This is a genomic window from Micromonospora sp. DT228 (genome assembly GCF_049841595.1).
Lineage (GTDB): Bacteria > Actinomycetota > Actinomycetes > Mycobacteriales > Micromonosporaceae > Micromonospora.
Genome location: NZ_JBNCKO010000004.1, coordinates 187,004 through 208,209, shown reverse-complemented (window position 1 = coordinate 208,209; position 21,206 = coordinate 187,004). Strand labels below are relative to the sequence as shown.

The 21,206-nt window shown below is 72.0% G+C and carries 15 protein-coding genes and 2 pseudogenes; 9 read left to right on the top strand and 8 right to left on the bottom strand.

Features of this window, described 5'->3' with window-relative positions; translation table 11 throughout:
• Positions 1-84 precede the first annotated feature (84 nt).
• Positions 85-2,166 (top strand): annotated as a pseudogene (locus ACLQ29_RS10455) (DNA gyrase subunit A); the annotation flags it as partial.
• A 283-nt stretch (positions 2,167-2,449) separates the two neighbouring features.
• Positions 2,450-2,968, top strand: a complete 519-nt coding sequence (locus ACLQ29_RS10450; RefSeq protein ID WP_425771413.1) for a TrmH family RNA methyltransferase — start codon at positions 2,450-2,452, stop codon at positions 2,966-2,968.
• A gap of 82 nt (positions 2,969-3,050) precedes the next feature.
• On the opposite strand, the gene ACLQ29_RS10445 is transcribed toward ACLQ29_RS10450, so the two are convergent.
• From ACLQ29_RS10445 to pseB, 7 genes are all read right to left on the bottom strand, one after another.
• Positions 3,051-3,686, bottom strand: coding sequence for an alpha-ketoglutarate-dependent dioxygenase AlkB (locus tag ACLQ29_RS10445; protein ID WP_425771412.1), 636 nt, complete (start codon positions 3,684-3,686; stop codon positions 3,051-3,053).
• A gap of 413 nt (positions 3,687-4,099) precedes the next feature.
• Positions 4,100-5,203 (bottom strand): PseG/SpsG family protein, encoded by a 1,104-nt coding sequence (locus tag ACLQ29_RS10440; protein ID WP_425771649.1) that lies wholly within the window; start codon positions 5,201-5,203, stop codon positions 4,100-4,102.
• Positions 5,200-5,952, bottom strand: a complete 753-nt coding sequence (locus ACLQ29_RS10435; RefSeq protein WP_425771648.1) for a cytidylyltransferase domain-containing protein — start codon at positions 5,950-5,952, stop codon at positions 5,200-5,202. Before ACLQ29_RS10435 ends, ACLQ29_RS10440 begins: the two co-directional genes overlap by 4 nt.
• Before the next feature lie 146 nt (positions 5,953-6,098).
• Entirely contained in the window at positions 6,099-7,868 is a 1,770-nt protein-coding gene (locus ACLQ29_RS10430; RefSeq protein ID WP_425771647.1) for a class I SAM-dependent methyltransferase, read from the bottom strand.
• A gap of 1 nt (position 7,869) precedes the next feature.
• Entirely contained in the window at positions 7,870-8,763 is an 894-nt protein-coding gene (locus ACLQ29_RS10425; RefSeq protein ID WP_425771411.1) for a hypothetical protein, read from the bottom strand.
• A 10-nt stretch (positions 8,764-8,773) separates the two neighbouring features.
• Complete coding sequence (locus ACLQ29_RS10420) at positions 8,774-9,931, bottom strand: DegT/DnrJ/EryC1/StrS family aminotransferase (RefSeq protein ID WP_425771410.1); 1,158 nt, start codon at positions 9,929-9,931, stop codon at positions 8,774-8,776.
• The gene (gene pseB / locus ACLQ29_RS10415; protein ID WP_425771409.1) at positions 9,928-10,911 is read right to left on the bottom strand and encodes a UDP-N-acetylglucosamine 4,6-dehydratase (inverting); all 984 of its coding nucleotides are present in this window, start codon (positions 10,909-10,911) and stop codon (positions 9,928-9,930) included. Before pseB ends, ACLQ29_RS10420 begins: the two co-directional genes overlap by 4 nt.
• 365 nt (positions 10,912-11,276) lie before the next feature.
• Between pseB and ACLQ29_RS10410 the strand changes: the two genes are divergently transcribed.
• A complete protein-coding gene (locus ACLQ29_RS10410; protein ID WP_425771408.1) occupies positions 11,277-13,010 on the top strand; it encodes a hypothetical protein in 1,734 nt (577 codons plus the stop codon).
• A 93-nt stretch (positions 13,011-13,103) separates the two neighbouring features.
• Here the strand turns inward: ACLQ29_RS10410 and ACLQ29_RS10405 are convergent, their stop codons facing one another.
• Positions 13,104-13,613 (bottom strand): GNAT family N-acetyltransferase, encoded by a 510-nt coding sequence (locus tag ACLQ29_RS10405; RefSeq protein ID WP_425771407.1) that lies wholly within the window; start codon positions 13,611-13,613, stop codon positions 13,104-13,106.
• Between the two features lie 100 nt (positions 13,614-13,713).
• On the opposite strand from ACLQ29_RS10405, the gene ACLQ29_RS10400 reads away from it, so the two are divergent.
• The 6 genes and pseudogenes from ACLQ29_RS10400 to ACLQ29_RS10375 all read left to right on the top strand — a co-directional run bounded on the left by ACLQ29_RS10400 (position 13,714) and on the right by ACLQ29_RS10375 (position 21,201).
• Positions 13,714-13,965, top strand: coding sequence for an acyl carrier protein (locus ACLQ29_RS10400; RefSeq protein ID WP_091401397.1), 252 nt, complete (start codon positions 13,714-13,716; stop codon positions 13,963-13,965).
• A complete protein-coding gene (locus ACLQ29_RS10395; protein WP_425771406.1) occupies positions 13,962-15,251 on the top strand; it encodes an AMP-binding protein in 1,290 nt (429 codons plus the stop codon). Before ACLQ29_RS10400 ends, ACLQ29_RS10395 begins: the two co-directional genes overlap by 4 nt.
• Positions 15,244-15,999: an SDR family NAD(P)-dependent oxidoreductase gene (locus tag ACLQ29_RS10390; RefSeq protein WP_357569970.1), complete on the top strand. Its 756-nt coding sequence runs from the start codon at positions 15,244-15,246 to the stop codon at positions 15,997-15,999. The genes ACLQ29_RS10395 and ACLQ29_RS10390 overlap by 8 nt, the downstream gene beginning before the upstream one ends.
• Positions 15,983-16,492: a hypothetical protein gene (locus ACLQ29_RS10385; protein WP_425771405.1), complete on the top strand. Its 510-nt coding sequence runs from the start codon at positions 15,983-15,985 to the stop codon at positions 16,490-16,492. Before ACLQ29_RS10390 ends, ACLQ29_RS10385 begins: the two co-directional genes overlap by 17 nt.
• 251 nt (positions 16,493-16,743) lie before the next feature.
• A pseudogene (locus tag ACLQ29_RS10380) lies at positions 16,744-17,247 on the top strand (putative T7SS-secreted protein); the annotation flags it as partial.
• A gap of 60 nt (positions 17,248-17,307) precedes the next feature.
• On the top strand, positions 17,308-21,201 hold the full coding sequence (locus ACLQ29_RS10375; protein WP_425771646.1) for a DUF6531 domain-containing protein: 3,894 nt from the start codon (positions 17,308-17,310) through the stop codon (positions 21,199-21,201).
• Positions 21,202-21,206 lie beyond the last annotated feature (5 nt).

Genomic DNA, 21,206 nt, shown 5'->3' with positions numbered 1-21,206 from the left:
TCCTGCGAGCCGGCGGAGGTCTACTCGGTCCGGGTCAAGTCCGAGGACCATTCCTTCCTCGCCGGCGGTTTCGTCAACCACAACACCGAAGCACGCATGTCGCGGGAGGCCATGCTCCTCGTCGGTGAGCTGGGCGAGGACACCGTCGACGTCGAGCCCAACTACGACGGGTCGCTGACCCAGCCGACAGTGCTGCCGGCCGCCTTCCCCAACCTGCTGGTCAACGGCGCGTCCGGGATCGCGGTCGGGATGGCCACCAACATGATCCCGCACAACCTCGCCGAGGTCGTCTCCGCGGCCCGCTGGCTGATCAACCACCCGGACGCCACCCTGGACAAGCTCATGGAGTTCGTCCCCGGCCCCGACCTGCCCACCGGTGGGGTGCTGCTCGGCCTGGACGAGGTGCGCCGGGCGTACGAGACCGGGCGCGGTGTGGTGCGGATGCGCGGCAAGGTGGAGATCGGCCCGATCGAGGGCAGCCGGGGCCGCCAGGCGATCACAGTGGTCGAGCTGCCCTACGGCGTTGGCGCGGAGAAGGTCATCGCGGCGATCACCAACGAGGTCACCAAGACCAAGCGGCTGACCGGCATCGCCGACGTCAAGGACCTCACCGACCGGGAGAGCGGCACCCGACTCGTCGTCGAGTGCAAGGTCGGGGTCAACCCGCAGGCGTTGCTCGCCGACCTCTACCGGCTGACCCCGCTGGAGCAGTCGTTCGGCGTCAACAACCTGGTCCTGGTCGACGGGCAGCCGCGCACGCTGGGGCTCAAGGCGCTGCTGGAGGTCTTCCTGGCGCACCGGTACGAGGTGGTCACCCGACGCACCTCGTACCGTCGCCGGAAGCGTCAGGAGCGGCTGCACCTGGTCGACGGTCTGCTGATCGCGCTGCTGGACATCGACGAGGTGGTCCGGCTGATCCGGGGCAGCGACGACGCGCAGGCCGCGAAGGACGGGCTGATGAGCCGGTTCGGCCTGTCCGAGGTCCAGGCCACCTACATCCTGGACACGCCGTTGCGCCGGCTGACCAAGTTCGACCGGATCGAGCTGGAGACCGAGCAGGAGCGGCTGCGCGCCGAGATCGCCGAGCTGAGCAAGATCCTCGACGACGAGCGGGTGCTCCGGAAGGTGGTCTCCGACGAGCTGGCGGCCGTGGTCAAGCAGTTCAGCACCGAACGACGGACGACGCTTGTCGACGGTGACCTGAAGGAGGTGTTGGCCGCGTCCGCGCCGGCCGGCCCGCTGGAGGTCGCCGACGACCCGTGCCAGGTGATCCTCTCGGCGACGGGGCTCGTCGCCCGGACCGCGGCCGAGTCGGAGGAGAGCGCCGAGGGGCGTCGGCGCAACGGCCGGGTCAAGCACGACACGGTACGCGCCATCGTGCACTCGACGGCCCGTGGTCGGGTGCTGCTGTTGACCAGCGCCGGTCGGGCGTTCAAGGTCGACGTCCTGCCGCTGCCGGTGTTGCCCGAGCAGGCCGGCACGGTGTCGCTGCGGGGCGGCATGTCCGCGGCCGAGCTGGTGCCGTTGGCGGCGGGGGAGACCGTCGTCGGCCTGGCCCCGCTGGGCGGGCAGGCGGAGGGCTCACCGGGGCTGGCGTTGGGCACCCGGCAGGGCGTGGTGAAGATCTGCGCGCCGGAGTGGCCGGTGCGCTCCGACGAGTTCGAGGTGATCGGCCTGCGCGACGGCGACGAGGTGGTGGGTGCGACCTGGTTGGCCGATGGCACCGAATCGCTCACGTTCGTCACGTCGGAGGCGTCGCTGTTGCGCTTCCCGGCCGGGCTGGTCCGTCCGCAGGGCCTCAAGGGCGGCGGGATGGCCGGCATCAACCTGCCGGCCGGTGCGCGGGTGGCGTTCTTCGGCGCGGTCCGCACCGACGACCCGGGGCACGGTGAGCCGATGGTGGTCACCTCCACCGGGGCGACGGTCAAGGTGACGCCGTTCAAGTCGTACCCGGCGAAGGGTCGGGCGACCGGCGGCGTGCGTGCCCACCGCTTCCTCAAGGGTGAGACGGACGTGGTCGTCGCCTGGGTGGGTCCGCGCCCGGTCGGCGCGACCGGCACCGGTGAGCCGGTGGAGCTGCCGGCGGCGGATCCCCGTCGCGACGGCTCCGGCTTCGCGGTGATGCTCGGCCCAACTGTGGTCGGCCACGTGATCGAACGCGACTGATCTCAACCCGGGTGCCCGTTCGCCCGTCCGCAGGATCCGAGGCAGCAACACCGGGGATAGTGCTGCCTCGGAAGCGTCGCAGGCAGCACTATCCCCGAAGCTGCGCGGATCTTGGTCTTCGCGCCTCCGCCTGATCGCGCTCGATCGTGGATGGAGCACGATCATGTGGAGGAGCCCGCGAGGGCGGTATGGTGAGGGCTCCTGTTGTCGGTGATGGCCCGGGTGCGCCGCCAAGCACCTCTCACATGATCTTTCTTCGGTCCGGCGGAGTCGCCGGCGCGGCGTGAGCGCCGCCATCCGGGTCCGGCCAAGGCGCGAGCTGCGTGCCGCCCGCCGACCCCGCCAGCATGGCTGCTGGGGCCACCTGATCGCCGCTCCGCTCTGGCCGCTGCACGGCGCGAACCTGGGCACCTTGCTGCGCACCTGCGACGCGGTTGGTGCCTGCCTGGCCGTGCCGCCGTTCCGGTGGGTGGACGAGGCTCTCGCCCGCGGCAACACCCTGCGCCGGCCGGGCTGCGTCCACCGGGTCGGCAGCCCGCTCCGGTGGCTGGACGCCGAACGGGCCGCCGGTACCCGGATTCTCGGGGTGGAGTTGGCCGACGAGGCCGTCCGACTCGGTGACCTGCCCGCCGCTCGGGGGCGCACCGTGGTGCTGCTCGGGCACGAATCGACAGGCATCCCGCCCGAGGTGCTCGACCACCTGGACGCGGCCGTGGAGATTCCCATGGTCGGGCACGGCCAGAGCCTGAACGTCGCCGTCGCCGGATCGCTGGTCCTCTACAAACTTGCCGGCCTGCTGTAGGGGGGTATCGGGGGTGCTGGCCAGCCCGCGCCAGGCCCGGGGGGCGTGCCGGGGCGGGGGGGCGTGCCGGGGCGGGGCGACGTCAGGCCACGCCGACGGGGCGGAACTGGACGCTCACCCGGGGGCCGACCGGGCGGGCGGTTTTCGGAATGGCGTGTTCCCAGGTGCGTTGGCAGGAGCCGCCCATCACGATCAGGTCGCCGTGGCCCACCGGGAAGCGCAGGCTGTCGCCGCCGCCACGCGGGCGCAGCAGCAGCGGACGGGGCGCGCCGAAGGAGACGATCGCGACGACAGTGTCGGTGTGCGCGGAGCGGCCGATGGTGTCGCCGTGCCAGGCCACGCTGTCGCGCCCCGAGCGGTAGAGGCACAGGCCGGCGGTGACGAACGGCTCGCCCAGCTCGGGGGCGTAGTGCCGGGTCAGCGCGGCCCGGGCCTCGGTGAGCACGGGATGCGGCAGTCGCCGGTCGCCGTCATACCAGCAGAGCAGGCGGGGCACATCGACCTCGCTGTCGTACATGGTGCGCCGCTCGGCCCGCCAGGGGACCTCGGTGAGCAGGGTGTCGAGGACGGCGTCGGAGCCGTGCACCCAGCCGGGGAGGTGGTCGACCCAGGCGCCCCGGCTGAGCTGGTGGCGGCGGATCAGGCCGGGCAGCGGCCCCAGGGTCGGCCCGGCGTCGGCCAGGTCGAGCATCGACGGCTGGTAGGCGGCCTGCGTCATATGGCCACCCTAGCAGCAGTTTCGTACACCCGTGCCAATGGCGGGACCCGCCGGGCCGCTGCCACTCGCGGAGATCGTGCTCGATCCTGGTTGTCGTGGTCTTCCGACGTGTTCGAGGGGGACTGTTTCCAGACAACGCGGTTGCGTTGGCGCTGCGGCCGGCCAGGAAAGACCTCGACCGCCAACCGTTCCCTCGGCGTGGCACGGTGCACGAGTCGCCCCCTTTGCTCTGCACCCCGATATGCACCGGTCGCAGACCGTAGCCGTCGCACCCGCGGGTGCAGAGCAAAGGACCCCCGCCCACCCCCGGACACGCAGTGGCCGCCCCGCCGACCGGCACCCACGCACCCCCGGCCGATCAACCTGGGTCGAGGGACAAGACCACCCCGGCACAACAGCATGACCTGCTGGGGTCAGCCGGGACCGGCGGCGGCGCGTACGGCGTCGAACACCGCGTCCACGACCCGGGACCGGCCCCGCCCGTCGACGGTGGACCAGGCCCGCGCGGCGAGCGTCGCGCGGCGCTGCGGTGAGCTGAGCAGCCCGAGCAGGGTCCGTGCCGCCGCCGCGCGGGCGGCGCGTCCGGCGACACCGGCGGCGGTCAGCTCCGGCAACTCGCCGAGGCCGGCGGCGAGGCCGTGCCGCACCACCCGGGTGTACGACTCGCGTTGGTTGTCGACCACGCACACCAGCGCGGCGGGTGCGCCGAGGCAGCAGAGTTCCCAGGTGGACGTGCCAGCGGCGCTGACCACCAGGTCGGCTTCGGTGATCAGGTCGGGCAGCGTGCTGGTGGGTGGCGCCGGCCGGATGATCTGCCCGCGGCCGGGGGCGACGTCCTCGACCTCGGCCTCGATCTCGGGTCGACCGACGATGACCGTGAGGTCCATCGGATGGCCGGTGGCGACGAGCACCCGGGTCAGTACCGGTGCCGCGCCGACCGCGTCGGTGCCGCCGAAGAAGGCCAGCACCCGGGGTCGGCTGACCGCCGTGGCGGGCGGAGGCGCCGCCGGCCGGGCGGAGATCACGGAGTCGCGCAGCAGGGCGTAATCGCTGCCGGCGAGCAGCCGGCCCGGCAGCCCCGGCAGCCCCGGCAGCCCCGGCGGCTCCGGCGCGGAACCCAGGCCCGGCAGCTCCGCGCCGAAGTTCTGGTCGAGGTAGAGGTCGGCGACCTGGCCCCGGCTGTCCCCGTCGATGACGGCGAGGGTGAACACGCCGGCGGCGCGTAGTGCGCCCGCCCCGGCCGGGTCCAGCTCGTAGGAGTCGAGGACCAGCACGTCGAGGTGGTGTCGGCGGGCCGCCTCGACCAGTTCGGCCGGCGAGTCCGGGCCCGGGTGCAGGGGGATGCCCCGCGCGGTCAGCTCCGCGGTCGCCCAGGGGAGCCGTTCGACGGTGCCGAACACGGCGACGTGGGCGCCTCGGGCGAGGAACTCCTCGGCGAGTGCCAGGCAGCGGACGAGGTGGCCGACGCCCCGCCGAGGGCTGGCGTCGCAGCGCAGCCCGACCCGCGGCGTGCTCAGCACTCCTCCAGCCGCTTCTGTCGGACGTCGGCATTGAGCGCGCGGAGGTGGGGTTGCCCGTGCAGCCAGTCGGCGAGCTTGGCCAGCGGCACGCTGACGTCGCCGAAGTGGTCGACGACCGCGGTGACCAGTGCCCAGTCCCGCTCGGTGTCGAGGGTCAGCCGCAGCGCCGATCGGTCCGGGGTGAGCGTCACCCCGAGCACCCGGAACAGCTCCGGATGGGTGTACGCGTACGAGGTCACGTGCACCCGGTGATGGTCGGTGGCGAGCCGGTCCAGGGTGCGCAACGTCTCCGCCGCGATGATCTCCACGTCCAGGCCGCGGGGCAGGGTGCGGGCGATCGACGTGCTCGCGTAGTCGAGCCCGGGGACCGCCCGGTACACCGACGCGACCAGGGCGATGATCTCCGGGTCGAGCAGTGGGCAGTCGGCGGTGAATCGCATGACCGCGTCGCCCGGGTGCGCCCCGAGCGCACCCACGAATCGGCCCAGCACGTCGTCGACGGGGCCGCGGTGGCACGCCACGCCCAACCGCGCGCACTCGGCCACCACCGCGTCGTCGACCGGGTCCGTGCTGGTCGCGACCACCAGGTCGGCCAGGACACCGCTGTCGCGTGCGGCGCGCACCACCCGGCCCAGCACCGAACGTCCGGCGAGCGGGCGGAGCACCTTGCCGGGCAGCCGGGACGAACCCATCCGGGCCTGCACGATGCCGACGATCCGGGCTCCCGCGCCGTCCGCCGAGGCCATCCCGTCCGTCGGGGCCATCCCGTCCGTCGGGGCCATCCCGTCCGTCGGGGCCATCCCGTCCGTCGGGGCCATCCCGTCCGTCGGGGCCGCGCCGTCCGCCGGCGCCACCTCGCGCGTCGGGGGCACCCCGTCGGCCGGTACGCCGGTCACTGCTGCTCCTCCTTCGGGCTGAGCGCGGCGGTGGCCCGGCGCTTGGCGGCGCGGGCGCCCCGCTTGGCCAGCCGGGCCGGTGTGATGGCGAGTCGGCCGACCCGGTAGCTCAACGATCCGCTGAGCAGGCCGATTGTCGTCTCGGCCCTTCGCAGCGCCCGTTCCCGTGAGGTGAGCAGCTCCTCGGTCCACGCGGTCAGTGCCGCCAGCCGGGCGAGTTCCTCGCGCTGGCGCAGCCACGCCTCGCGTAGCTGTTGGTAGCTGCCCGCGCCGACCGGCGGGTCGGTGGGTGAGACGGCGTGCAGCTCGGTGGCGAGGTGGAGCCTGCCGTCGGTGTCCAGCCCGTGCAGCGCCGCGGCGATCGCCGCCTCGGCCTCCACCGCCTCGGCGACCGTCGCGCGGTCCAGGTCGTGGCCGGCGAGGCCGCCGAGCACCACGGTCAGGCCGGCGACGTCGAGGGTGGACGGCCACGGGTGGGCGTACCCGCCGGTGAGCAGGGCCGTCGCGAAGCGCCACAGCCCGCGGGCCAGCACCACGTCGGCGGGCAGCGCTTCGGTGGCCCGCCAGCTCGGGTCGAGCACCACGTACCGCTCGCCGTCGACGACCACGTTGTCGGCGCTGGCGAGCGCCGCCGCGCCGGGGATCCGGCCATCGGTGTCGGCCTGGTCGGCGAGCCAGCCCGCGTACCCGTGCAGCAGCGTGCGTAGGGTGGCCAGGTCGCGGCGCAGGGCCGCGTCGAGCAGCAGGGTACGCAGCAGCCGGCCGGCCGGCACCGGCCCGGACAGCGCGCCGGCGTCCCGGTACGCGGCCTCGCGGCTGGCGAACGGCGCGGCGGCCGGCAGGTCCGTTTCGGTGGTCGCGATCCGCCCCCACCGCCATCCCGACGGGCCGTGCAGCACCTCCAGCACACCGATCCCGGGCCGCCCGGTCTGCACGAGCACCACCGGCAGGTCCCGGTCGACGGCCGGTGCGGTGGGATCCGCCGGGTCGGCGGGCCGGTGGGCGAGCACCAGCCAACCCGGCGCGAGGTCGGCGGCGCGGCCGGCGTGCAGCGCGTCCACCGCCAGCCGGGACGGGTCCTGGAGCACGGTGCCGCTCGGGAAACCGGCGCACGCGCCGTGCAGCACCGCGTCGAAGAGCCCGGAGCCGGTGTCGGAGTCGAGGTGGTCGGCGTCGAGCAGCGCCGTCGGGGCGTCGGCGTCGGCGTACGCGGCCCAGCACGCGCCCGGCCGCAGCCCCGCCGCGGTGAGCCGCTCGCGGAGCTGGTCCCGGTTGGCCGGGTGGGTCCGGTCGAGGGCCCCGCCGATCGTCCACGCGGAATCGTCCCGGCCGGCGTACCAGGGGGTGGTGGCGACGAGTCGGTGCAGGCCGAGCGGGTTGTCCACGCGCAGCACCAGCGCGCCACCCGGACGCAGGGCGGCGACCAGTCGCGCCAGCACGCCGTCCCAACCGAGGCGGGCGCCCTCCACCGACTCCACCGGGTCCAGCCCGGCCGCGGCGATCACCACGTCGTACGTCTCGTCGTCGGGCAACCCGGCCGGCCCACCCACCACCAGGTGGGCGGCCCGCTGGGCGAGCGCGACCGCGTCCGGGTGGCTGCGCAGCAGGCCTGTCACCTCGGCGTGGCCGAGCTGGTCGAGCAGGGCCGGATCGTGTGGCCCGGCCACCAGCACCCGGGCGCCGGGCGGCACGAGCCGGGCGGCCAGCGCGGCGACGGGTCCACCGTCGGCCAGGCGCTGCCGCGGCAGGTCGGACCAGGCCAGCATCTCACCGCCGGGCAGGGTGATCCGGCCGGCGGATGCCGTCGCAGAGGCTGTCGTCACTGTGGTCCTCTTCCTCCTGGAGGTTCGCCCAACCGAGCAGCTCCCGCAGCTCTGCCGGCGTGCAGCGGTGGTCGGTGCCCAGCTCGGCGCGGGCGATCTCGACCGCGGTGGGCCTGTCGACCTCGGTGCCGTGCAGTTGCGGCCACTGCCGCCGGATGCGGGCCGTCCCGCCGAAGGTCGGGTCCTCGTTGGACAGGATCATCGGGTCGCCGTAGACCGCCGGTTCGCAGCCGGCCGCGATGCCGTAGAAGATCGCACTGGTCAGCCGGTTGGATGCTACCCGGCGGTGTCGACGCAGCTCGGTCAACTGCTTGTCGAGGAACTCCGGGTCGGTGTCCTTCCACCAGTGCCCCCGGTAGCCGTGGCAGATCACCCGGAAGCCGGCGCGCTCGTAGAGCCGACGGACGCTGCGCATCCGGTACTCGTGCCAGTAGAGGCAGACGGTGACCGGGCCGGGCTCGGTGTCCTGGATCAGCGCGATCAACTTCCGGTGGTCGCCCTTGACGTGCTGGCCTTCCCAGCCGTGGAACGGATACCAGATGGTGCCCTCCCGCTCCTCCGCCGGCGGGTCCTCGGGGCGCAGGGCCAGCAGGTAGGCGAACGGCGCGCCGATGACGACCACGTTGCGCCGTCCCACCGACCAGGCCCGCCGGCGGGTCTGTTCCGACCAGAGCAGGCTCGGGGCGCGCTCGGCGTACGGGTGACCGGGCGCCAGGCCGTCGCCGATGTTCCAGCCGTGCTGCACGTACCCGTTGATCCGCGGTGGGTGCCGGTCGCCGAGACCGGCGTAGCGGGCCAGCACGTGCGCGTGGCCGTAGAAGTGGTTGGCGTGGTGCATCAGGTTCCCATCAGGCGGCGGAACGCACCGAGCCGACCCGCAGGGCCGCGGTCAGCGCGTCGATGACGCGATCCTGCTCGGCGTCGCTGAGCCCCGGGTAGAGCGGCAGGGACAACTGCTGGGAGTAGAACGACTCGGCCACCGGGCAGGACCCGCGCCGGTAGCCGAGGTCGGCGAAGGCCGGATGCCAGTGCACCGGAAGGTAGTTGACCTGGACGCCGATGCCGGCGGCGCGCATCCGGTCGTACACCTCGCGGCGACGCCCGTCGAGCACCCGGATCGGGTAGAGGTGCCAGGCCGGCTCCGCCCAGGACCGCCGGGTCGGCCGGAGTACGCCGTCCAGGTCGGCAAGTGCCTCGTCGTAGCGGGCGACCAGGGCGGCGCGTCGGGCGGTGAACTCGCCGAGCCGGCGCAGTTGGCTGCGGCCCAGGGCGCAGAGCACGTCCGGCAGGCGGTAGTTCAGCCCGAACTCGTGCACCTCCTGGTGCCAGCCGCCCTCGTCGCCGAAGCGCAGCTCGTCGCGGTCGCGGACCACCCCGACGCCACGGAAGCGGCGGGCCCGCGTGAGGAGCCGCGGGTCCAGCGCGGCGACGGCGCCGCCCTCGGCGGTGGTCAGGTTCTTGGTGGGAAAGAACGAGAACGTGGTCAGGTCGGCGAGTGAGCCGACCGGCCGACCGTGGTACGTCCCGCCGATCGAGTGCGCCGCGTCGGCGAGGAGCAACGCGTCGCTGCCCGCGACCGAAGCGCGCAGCGCGTCGTAGTCGGCGGGGTGACCGGCGTAGTCGACCGCGGCGACGACCTTCGTCCGCGAGGTGACGGCGGCGGCTGCCGCGGCCGGGTCGAGACAGAACGTCTCGTCGTCGACGTCGGCGAACACGATCGTCGCGCCGAGGGCTACCGCGCTGCTGGCGGTCGCCACGAACGTCATCGGCGGGACGACCACCTCGTCGCCCGGTCCGACGCCGGCCGCCGCGTACGCCACGTGCAGGGCCGCGGTGCCGTTGGCGACGGCGGCGACACCGACCCCGCCCGTCCACCGGGCGAGGTCGGCCTCGAAGGCGTCGACCTGCGGGCCGGTGGTGAGCCAGTCGCCGCGCAGCACGTCGGCCACGGCGGCGATGTCGTCCTCGGTGATCGAGTGCCGGCCGTACGGGAGCATCCCCGTCATGCGGTGAGGCCGAGAATGTCGCGCAGCTGCTCGACGGTGAGCCACTCGTCGTTGGTGTCCGACTGGTAGGCGAAGCCGTCCGGCACCGGGTCGCAGTCGACCGGCGGCTGGTAGCCCCAGGTCGCGATCGTCGGCTGGACGATGAACCGGCCGTCGGCGCGCAGCGTCCGGCGGCTGTCGTCGGGCGCGATCATCTCCTCGTGCAGTTTCTCGCCCGGCCGGATCCCGATCTCGTGGGTGGTGGCGTCCGGGGCCACGGCTTCGACCAGGTCGAGGATGCGCATGCTCGGGATGCGGGGCACGAACAATTCGCCACCCTGCATCTGGTCGAACGAGTCCAGGACGAACCGCACGGCCTGGTCGAGCGTGATCCAGAAACGGGTCATCCGCTTGTCGGTGATCGGCAGGCTCTTGCCCTCGGCGGCCAGCCGGCGGAACAGCGGGACGACCGAGCCGCGGCTACCCACCACGTTGCCGTAGCGCACCACGGCGAACCGGGTCGGGTGCTGGGCGGCGTAGTGGTTGGCCGAGACGAACAGCTTGTCGCCGACCAGCTTCGTCGCGCCGTACAGGTTGATCGGGCTGGACGCCTTGTCGGTGGAGAGCGCGATGACCTTCCGGACGCCGGCCTCGATCGCGGCGTCGACGACGTGCTGCGAACCGGTGATGTTCGTGGCGATGTACTCGGAGGGGTTGTACTCCGCGGTGTCCACCTGCTTGAGCGCGGCGGCGTGCACGACGTGGTCGACGCCGTGCATGGCCCGGGTGAGGCGGTGCCGGTCGCGGATGTCGCCGATGAACCACCGCAACCGCGGGTCGTCGCCGAGTTGCTGGCGCAGCTCGTACTGCTTGAGTTCGTCGCGGGAGAACACGACCACGCGGGCGGGGTCGGCCTCGGTGAGGATGTGGCGGAGGAAGGTCCTGCCGAAGGAACCCGTTCCCCCGGTGATCAGAATGGACGATCCATTCAACTCACTCAATGTGGTGCTCCCGTGATCGTGGATGAACGGGCGGCCCTCGGCCGGCCGACCGGGGTGAGACGCTAGCCATGGCGGGTTAACTCCCCGACGCTCGCGGGTGAACCGCGACCCCTGCTCCTGTGAATGCCGAGCACCGCGTAGGCAAACACTTCCGGTCGGCCCGTAACCGGCCTGACCAGGCCGGATCCGGCCGCTACAGTGACCGCGCGAGTGACCCGGCAGCCCGGTTTGCGGCCGGTTTCGCGTTCACCCGACATCCGCATCGGCTCGGTGCGAGCGGGTCACCCCACGCGTCGCCGGCGCCGGCCGACAGGCCCGGCCGGTCCACGCGGGGACCGGCCCGGCCGGCAGTTCTGGAGGCGTTCATGGCATCCGGTAGCGACGTGATCGACCGGCCGGCGGCGCCGGCGCGGACACGGGACCCCGCACCCGCGCGGCGGTGGCTGGTGCCGCTGCTGCTTGTCGTCGGCTGGGTGCTCAGCGTCGCCTGGCGGATGTGGCTGTCCCGGCACATCGTGCTGCCCATCGCGCACACCGACGAGGACAGCTACCTGAACACCGCCCGCGCGTTGACCGGCGGGCCGGGCGGCTTCAGCAGTGAGAACGACCTGCTGCGCCGGGTCGGCTACCCGATGCTGATCTCGCCGGCGTTCCTCGGTGACCGGGACTTCAGCGACAGCTACCGGATCGTCCAGCTGATCAACGCGATGGTGAACTCGACGCTGTTGCCGTTGGCGTACCTGCTCGGTCGCCGCCTGCTCGGGCTGCGCCGGTCGTACGCGCTGCTCGGCGCGGTCGCGGCGGCGACCCTGCCGGCCACCGCCTTCTACGCGGGCATCGCGATGATCGACACGGTGATGGCCCCGCTCGTCGTCGCCTGGCTGCTCGCCGTGCACCGCTGGATCTCCCGGCCCGGCCCGCTCGCCGCCGCCACCGTCGGCCTGCTGGTCGGCGGGTTCCACCTGCTGCACTCGCGCGGCCTGGTGATCGTGGCGGTGCACGCCGGACTGGTCCTGCTGCTGCTCGTCCGCCGCCGGATCGGCCCACCCTCGGTGCTCACCGCGCTGCTGCCGGTGCTCGCCATGGCGCTCGTCAACGCCGCCGCCATCCGCTACCTCGGCGACAGGGTCTACCTGCTCGGCAGCACCCCCGGCGGCGGCACGGTCGAGGCGGTCGCCTCCGTCCAGGGCGTGGTCCGCGTCGGCGCGGGCGTCGCCACCCAGCTCTGGTACCTCGTGGTGATCACGTTCGGGATGGCGGGAGTGGCCTGGGCCGCCGCTGTGCGCGAACTGTGGCGTCCACGGCACGGTGACGCCGCGCGCTGGACGATGGGCGTGGCGCTCGTGGTGACCGTCGGGGTGGCCGGCGGGGCGTCGGTGATCCTGGCCGGCATCACCGGTAAGCCGCTGGACGCGATCTACGGCCGCTACGTGCAGATGCTGGCGCCGTTCTGGCTGCTGGTCGGGCTCGGGGTGCTGCTCACCGCCGGGCGTCGGGTGGTGCTGCGCCGGGCGGCCGTCGCGGTGGCCCTGCTGGTCGGCGGCGGTGCGCTCATCGCCGTCCGCCTCGCGTACGTGGCCAGCCAGGGCCACCGGTTGCGCTACGGCGGTTTCAGCGCGCCGGACCTGGCGGCGTTGACCGGGGGCTGGCGGGAGATGCGCCCGGTGCTCGGGTCACTCGTCGGGATCGGCGGCTGCCTGCTGCTCGTCGCCGCCGCGCTGGTGCCCCGACTGCGGTTGCCGATGTTCGGCGTGCTCGTCGTGGCCAACCTCGTCACCATGCAGGTGATCGAGCACCGCATCGTGCGGCCCGCCGTCGCGAGCACCGCGCCGACGCCCCGGGTCGCCGACGTGGGCGTACGCCCCGGCGAGCGGGTCTGGGCCTCGACCGGCGTGCACTACGTCCTGCGGTTCAACCTGAGCCACCAGGTGACCTGGACCGATGTCCGGTGGTTCGGCGAGCAGCCGCCGGCCGCTGCGCAGGTGGTGTTCGCCCGCTGGGCGCCTGGCCAGCCCGACGACTGGGACGGCACCGCGTACGGCTTCGTCCGGCTCGGCGGCAACCCGGCGCAGCACTGGGCGGCCTGGCGGCGCGCCTGACCCCGGTGGACACCGCTGTTCGTGAACGGCGGATGTCCACCGGGAACACCATCGGTTAATGATTTGGGTCCATTACCCGAATGGGTACGACAATCAGCGTTGGCGGCGGTCGGCCCGAGCCAGGGAAATCGGGATGACGGTGATTTCCCGACCGTCGGACAACTCCTGTCTCGGGGTGCCCTCGACGAATCGGAAACGCCGGTTCATCTGTCGTACGACGGTATTGTGACCGAGCACCTCGCCGTCGAGTCGGTCCAGGTGCAGCCCGTCGAAGGCGTACTCGACGGCCTCCCGCATGACCCCCAGCCAGGCGGGCAGCGTCTCGTCCCGACCGGCCAGCCCGTCGGCGTCCAGATAGAAGCCCCACGCCCCGGTGCGAGGGCCGTCGAACCGCAGGTCGAAGAAGGTGACGACGCCACAGGGTCGGTCGTCGCGGACGTACACCAGCACCCGCCGGGACCTGTCGTCGCGGACCGCCGACCACCACCGGGCGTGCTCGTCGGCGGTGATCTCGTGGCTGGTCTTGCTGACCTGACGGTTGGTTTCCTGATTACGCCAGGACAACATCAGGTGAACGTCGTCCGCCGTCGCTTCGCGCAGCACGTGCGTCTCGCTTTCTTAACTGTTCACGTCCGGTCGGAGAACCTTACCCGGGGGCACCGGGAAAGCAGATATGCATTCGTTGGGTTGTAGACTGCGCCGCATGAACGAATTGAGTCGCGCGCAGATCCGCGACCTCATGGCTCAGGTGCTGAAGAACCAGGACAAGGAGCTGCCCGCGGACGACGCGGCGCAGTTGCGGGAGATCGGGTTCCGGTCACTCGACTTCTCCGAGCTGGCCCTGCGGGTGGAGGACGAGACGGGGGAGGAGCTCAACTTCGACGCCCCCGGCCTACGCCGCATCGCCACCGTCGGAGACGTCCTCGACTTCCTCGTCGAGCTCCAACACCAGTGACCGTCGCGACGGCACGCGACACGGCACCCACGCCCCGGGAGCAGGCGGGCGCCGACAACCGGATCGTCGTCGGTGGCACCGCGCTGACCTGGCGGGCACTGCCCACGCCGACGCTGCCCGACCCGGCCGCGGTGCTCGCCCACCGTGGCGTGCACGCGCTCACCGCCGCTCGGCAGCACGCCGTGCACGGCACCGAGCTGCTGCTCAGCACCGCGAGTCGGGTCGACACGGCGATGCGCGCGGAGTTGCGGGAGGCCGGGTTCACCGTCGGCGTCCTCGACGACGACGGAGCGCACCCGAGCGCGCCGGCCCGGCCCCGCGCCCCCGAGGCCGGCCGGCTGTGGCTGCTGACCTCGGGCTCGACGGGGCGTCCCAAGCGGGTCGGGCACACCCTCGACACGCTGACCACCGTGCGGGCCGAGCAGCCCGACCGGACCTGGCTCTGCCCGTACGCGCCCGGCACGTACGCCTGGTGGCAGGTGGTCACCCTGTCGCTGACCCAGCCCGGCCAGCACCTCGTGGTGGTCGAGCCCGACGAGCTGGACGACTGGCCCGGCATCGCCGCCGCGTACGGGGTCGACGCCGCCTCCGGCACACCGACCTTCTGGCGGCGCACCCTCTACCGCGATGCCGCCGCGCTGGCCCGGGTGCCCCTGCGCCAGATCACCCTCGGCGGGGAGCCGGTGGACCAGGCGATCCTGGACCAGCTCCGGGACATGTTCCCCTCGGCCCGGATCTCCTGGATATACGCCTCGTCGGAGGTGGGAGCGTCAATTGTGGTGCACGACGGGCGCGCCGGCTTCCCGGTCGACTGGCTGGACCGGGAGACCCCGGGCCGCCCCACGCTCTCCGTCCGCGACGACGAGCTGGTGGTCACCTCCCCGCACCACGGGGCCGGGCTGTCCGGCCCGATCCACACCGGGGACCGGGCGCAGGTGCTCGACGACCGGGTGCTGATCACCGGCCGCCTCGACTCCGACGAGATCAACGTCGGCGGCAGCAAGGTCTCCGCGGGCGTGGTCCGCGGAGTGCTGGCCGGGCATCCGGCGGTGGCCTGGGCCCGGGTGACCGGCCGCCGCGCCCCGGTGCTCGGCCGGATGGTGGTCGCCGAGGTGGTCCTCAACCCCACCGACCCCGCCGGCCCGCCTTCGGTCGGCACCGGTGTGCCGGACGAGGCCGCGCTGGTCCGCTGGTGCGCGGATCGGCTCCCCGAGCACGCGGTGCCCCGCCGGATCCGTGTGCTCACCGACATTCCCGTCAAGGAGACCCTGAAGAGCGATGTCTGATCCCGCCGTCACCCCGCTCGTTCCGCCCAGCACAGTCGTCCTCGTCTCCGGCGGCTCCCGTGGGCTGGGCCTGGCCATCGTCACCGACCTGCTCGACGCGGGCGTACGGGTGGCGGCGTTCGCCCGTACCGTCACGCCGGAGTTGGCGAAGCTCGCCGCCGAGCACCCCGACCGGGTGCACGTCGGCTCGGTTGACGTCACCGACCTGCGGGCCGCGCAGAGCTTCGTCCGCGAGGTGGAGCAACGCCTCGGCCCGATCGACGGCATCGTCAACAACGCCGCCGTCGGGCAGGACTCGCTGCACGTGCACACCGCCACCGACGACATCGCCCGGATCATCGAGACCAACCTGACCGCCCCGTTGCAGCTGACCCGGCTGGTGGTCCGCCGGATGCTCGGCAAGGGCATGCGCGGGCGGATCGTCAACATCACCTCGATCTGCGGGCAACGCGGTTTTCCGGGTCTGGTCGCGTACTCCGCCACCAAGGGCGGCATGGACGCCGCCACCCGCTCGCTCGCCCGGGAGTTGGGCGGCCGGATGCTCGTCAACTCGGTCGCCCCCGGCTTCTTCGCCTCGGAGATGTCCGCCGTGCTCGGCCCGACGCAGCTCGACCAGATCGTGCGCCGTACCCCGACCGGTCACCTGACCGAGCCGGCGGAGGTCACGCCCGTGGTGCGGATGCTGCTGCGGGAGCACACAAACATCAACGGCCAGGTCATCGTGGTGGACGGTGCCGCCGCCATCTGACCTGGACCGGCTGCTCCGGCCCCGTCCGGTGCCGGGGCTGCTGGCCGTCGCCGAACGACACCTGCGCATCGGTGCTCCCGCCGCCCTGACCGACGCGGTGACCCGCAGTCACCTGGACGACGGACGCTGCGTCGGCTGGTACGGCCCGCGGACGCCGGGGTGGCGGGTGGCCATCGACGCGGAACGGGCCGACGCCCCGGTGCCCCCGGCGCTGGCCCGCCGGTTCGGCGTGGAGGACTTCTGGGCGCGGTGGACCCGCGCCGAGTGCTGCTGCAAGCTGACAAACGTGCCGGTGGCGGCGTGGTGGCGTCGGCACGGATTGAGTACGCCGGCCGACGGGTCGGCGGTCTGGCGGACCCTGCGGGTGGCCGACCTGGTGGTCACCGTCGGCGTCGCCCCCGCACCCGGCGGTGTCCCCACGCCCGGCTTCGTGGCGGCCGAGCGCGCGAGGCCGGGCCTGGACTCGGCGGTAGGGCGCCACGGCAGCCTGTAGACACGGCAGCCTGTAGAACTGCCCCACCTGCGGGGTAGCCGCCGGGGCAACCGCTGCGCGTCGGAACGCACATGGTGCCAAATGCGACTGAAGCAGCGGTCAAAGTTTGGCGGATGTCTATGTTCGAATGGCGATAGGACGACCTCACCAGAGCTCGTCCTGGTCCCTGGTGCGGGTCGGATAGCTCTCCCACATCGGGCGCTGTGAGGGCCGCAGGCTTGTTGGCGTGGGCACGGGGAGGTCCTGGCGCGATGGCTGAGTTTCCGGCGCATTTGTTCAGGATGGATGGTGATCCGTCGGCGGTTCGGTCGTCGGCGTCGAAGTGGTCTGGTTTTGGTTCGGCGGCGTCGCAGGCGGCGGGGCAGATCACGGGTTTGGATACGAGTCAGTTCGTGGGTCCGGAGGGGGATCTGTTCCGGGAGGGGCTCAATGCCCAGATGCCGGGGCATTTGCGGGTCACGGGTGATGCGTTCGGCAAAGTGTCGACCGGGCTGACGGCGTTCGCGGGGTCGTTGTCGTCGTTGCAGGATCGGATGCGTCCGTTGGCGCAGCGTGCTCCGGGTTTGTGGGCGGCGTTGCAGGCGGCGCGGGGGCGGGCTGATCGGGCGAGGCAGGCTGATGAGCGTCATGAGCGGGAGGTCGCCGACCGGCCGCCGGAGGAGGCCGCGGCTGCGGTGCCGGATGCGTATCGCTCGGATGCGGGGGCGGCGGGTTCGGCGTTGTCGCAGGCGCAGCGGGACTGGGACGAGTGTGTGGCCCAGGCGGGTGCGTTGCGGGGTGAGTTGGCGACGGCGGTGCGTGATTGCGTGCGGGTTGTGAATGATGCGAAGGGTTTGCGGTTCAAGGAGAATCCGAAGTGGTGGGATCTGAAGGGTCAGTTCACCAACTTCGTGCGGGACAACCAGGAGTTGTTGGCGCAACTCTCGGGGGCGTTGAAGATCGTCTCCCTGGTCGCGGGTCTGCTGTCGTTCATTCCGATTCTCGCGCCGATCATGGGTCCGATCGCGATCGGCAGCGCTCTGCTCGCGTCCGCGATCGACCTGTCGATCTACGCGGCGACCGGTAAGGGCAGCCTGAAGACGATCCTGATCGATGTTGGGCTCAATCTGCTTCCTGGGGTGGGGAAGTTGGCTCGGCTCGGGGCCGGAGCGCTCAAGGGCACCCGTGTGGCGTCGGCGTTTTCGTCGGTTGCCGCCCGGGGTCGCAACATGGGTTCGTTGGCGCGGTGGGGGTTGGCGAACCCGAGGGCCAATGGCATCGAGGCGATCAAGCGGCTGGCGCGGTTGGATCCGATCGACATCGCCTGCGGCGACATGGTGCTCACCCAGACCGACGTCGAGTTGCCCGGGGCGTTGCCGCTACTACTGTCCCGCACGCACCTGTCGTCGTACCGGATGGGGAGCTGGTTCGGCCGGTCCTGGGCCTCCACGCTCGATCAGCGGATCGAGGTCGACGAGAGCGGGGTCTACGTCGCGACCGCCGATGGGATGACGTTGATCTACCCGGCCGGCGACGACGGTCGTCCGGACCGGCTGCCAACCGAGGGGCCGCGCTGGCTGTTGGCGCAGGATCCGGCGGGCGGCACCTACCAGGTCACCGACCCGACACGGGGCTGGACCTGGCACTTCGGGCCGGTGCCCGGCAGCCTGGCGGCCCAACTCCCGCTGGTCGCGCTGACCGACCGCAACGGTCACCGGGTCGACGTGCGGCACGACGACAGCGGTGCACCTGTCGAGCTGGTGCACTCCGGTGGTTACCGGGTTCGGGTGCGCACGCAGGAGGACCGGATCGTCGGGTTCGACCTTGCCGGCGACGACACCGATACCGAGCTGGTCCGCTTCGGCTACGACGAGGCCGGCGACCTGACCGAGGTCGTCAACTCCTCCGGAATGCCGCTGCGTTTCGACTACGACATCGACGGACAGGTCACCCGGTGGGCCGATCGCAACGGCACCGAGTACCGCTACACCTATGACGAGGATGGCCGCTGTGTCGCCACCTCCGGCACCGGTGGTTACCTGACCGGCCTGCTGCGGTACGACACCGAGGCCCGGGTCACCACGGTGGTCGACTCGCTTGGCCATTCGACCGTCTACGGGCTCAACGACCTGCGGCAGGCCGAACGGGTCACGGATCCGCTGGGGAACGTCACCTCCTTCACCTGGGATCGGTTTGATCGGAAGCTGTCCGAGACCGATGCTCTCGGTCGGACGACTCGTTGGTCCTACGATGACGACGGCAACCTGGTCGAGGTCACCCGCCCGGACGGCAGCCGGGCGTTGGCGTCGTACAACGACGCGGGTCAGCCGGTCGTGGTCACCGACGTCGACGGCGCGATCTGGCGGCGCGCGTACGACGAGCGCGGCAACCTGACCATGATCACCGACCCGGCCGGCGCGACCACCCGCTACGCCTACGACGACGCGGGCCACCTCAGCGAGGTGACCGACGCCCTGGGCAACACCCTGCTGGTGGCCACCGACCCGACCGGGCTGATCAGCCAGCTCACCGATCCCACCGGCGCGGTGACGACCTACCGGCGCGACTCGGCCGGACGGGTTGCCGAGGTGAGCGACCCGCTCGGCGGCACCACCCGCCTCGGCTGGACCGTCGAGGGGCGACTCGCGTGGCGGCGCACCCCGGACGGGGCAAGCGAGGAATGGACCTACGACCCGGAAGGCAACCTGCTCACCCACACCGACCAGACCGGGGCAACCACCGAATTCGAGATCGGCCACTTCGACCTCACCGCGGCACGCACCGACCCGGACGGCGCCCGACTCGCCTTCGCCTACGACACCGAGCTGCGCCTCACCACGGTCACCAACCCGCAAGGACTCGTCTGGTCCTACGACTACGACCCAGCCGGACGACTCATCGCCGAAACCGACTTCAACGGCCGGACCCAGACCTACACGCACGACCCCGCCGGCCAGGTCGTGGCCCGCACCAACGGCGCCGGGCAGACCATCGAGTTGATCCGCGACACGCTCGGCACCGTCGTCGAGAAACGCACCGCCGAGGGCATCACCACCTTCGGGTACGACCCGGTCGGCCGGCTCCTACACGCCGCCTCACCCGATGTCGCACTCCAGTTCGAGCGGGATCCGTTGGGGCGGGTGTTGTCCGAGATCCGCGACGGCGAGGTGATCACCTCGTCCTACGATGTGCTCGGCCGGCGGGTGGGGCGGCGTACCCCCTCGGGTGTGGAAAGCGCCTGGGTGTACGACGCCAGCCGCCGGACCGCATCGCTGCGTACCGCCGGCACGACTGTCAGCCTCACCCACGACGCGGCCGGTCGGGAGACCAGACGGTCGGTCGGTGGCCTCGCGCTCACCCAGACCTGGGACGCCAACCACCGCCTGCTCTCCCAGATCCTCACCGCGGGTCCCACCGACGGTGGCCCGGCCGATGGTGTGCCGAACCTCGTCGCTCACCGGGCCTACCAGTATCGTGCCGACGGCTACGCGACTGGTGTCACCGACCAGTTCACCGGCGAACGCCGCCTGGAGCTGGACCGGGCCGGACGGATCACCGCAATGCGGGCCGGCGAGTGGACTGAGCGATACGCGTACGACGTCGCGGGCAACGTGGCCAGCGCGGCCTGGGACGGTCCGGCTGACAGCGGCAAGGCTCGGGGTGAGCGGGAGTACGCCGGCACACTCATTCGGCGGGCCGGCGATGTGCGCTACGAGCACGACGCCGCCGGTCGGGTCACGTTGCGGCAAGTCAAGCAGCGTTCGACGAAGCCGCTCACCTGGCGTTACACCTGGGACAGCGAGGACCGGTTGATCGCCGTCACGGCACCGGACGGCACCCGGTGGCGCTACCGGTACGACGCGTTCGGCCGTCGGGTCGCCAAGCAGCGCCTCGACGCCGACGGCGGCGTGGTCGAGCAGGTCGACTTCGCCTGGGACGGCCCGCGCCTGATCGAGCAGACCCGTCGCGGTGACGGCAGCCACCGGATCAGCACCTGGGAGTATGCGCCGGGCACGTTCACCCCGATCAGCCAGACCGACGGCTCGGCCGATCAGGACGAGGCGGACCGCCGCTTCTACGCCATCGTGACGGACCTGGTCGGTGCGCCCACCGAACTGGTGAGTCTGGACGGCGAGGTCGCCTGGCAGCAGCGGACCACCATCTGGGGAGTTCCGACCCACGTCAGTGCCTCGGATGTCGACTGCCCGCTGCGCTTTCCTGGGCAGGTTCATGACCCGGAGACCGGCGCCTCGTACAACTATCACCGCTACTACGATCCCGACACCGCTCGGTATCTCACGATGGATCCGCTGGGCCTTGATGCCGGCCCGAATCCGCATAGCTACGTCCCCAACCCCTGGTCCGAGTCAGATCCTCTCGGGTTGACGCCCTACCCGGCCAAGCCAGCAGACCTGCGGCCGACGCATCCCATATCGGGCGACTCCTCCTCGAAGCGTGTCGCGCGTTACCGCAACGACATGCGAAACGGTGAATTCGACTGGGAGCAGAGCCCGATCTCGGTCGTTCGTCATGATGGGTCCACGTACGTGGTCGACGGGCACCACCGGCTCGCTGCGGCCAAGTACGCGAATGTGGACGAGGTTCGGGTCCGGGACGTGACTGACGACCTTGTCAGAGAAGGCTTCCTCGGCTACCGGGATATGGACGACGTGCTGAGATCGGCGGAATCCTTCACCGGTAACCGTCTCAACCCACACAAGTTGAGGTGAGCAGG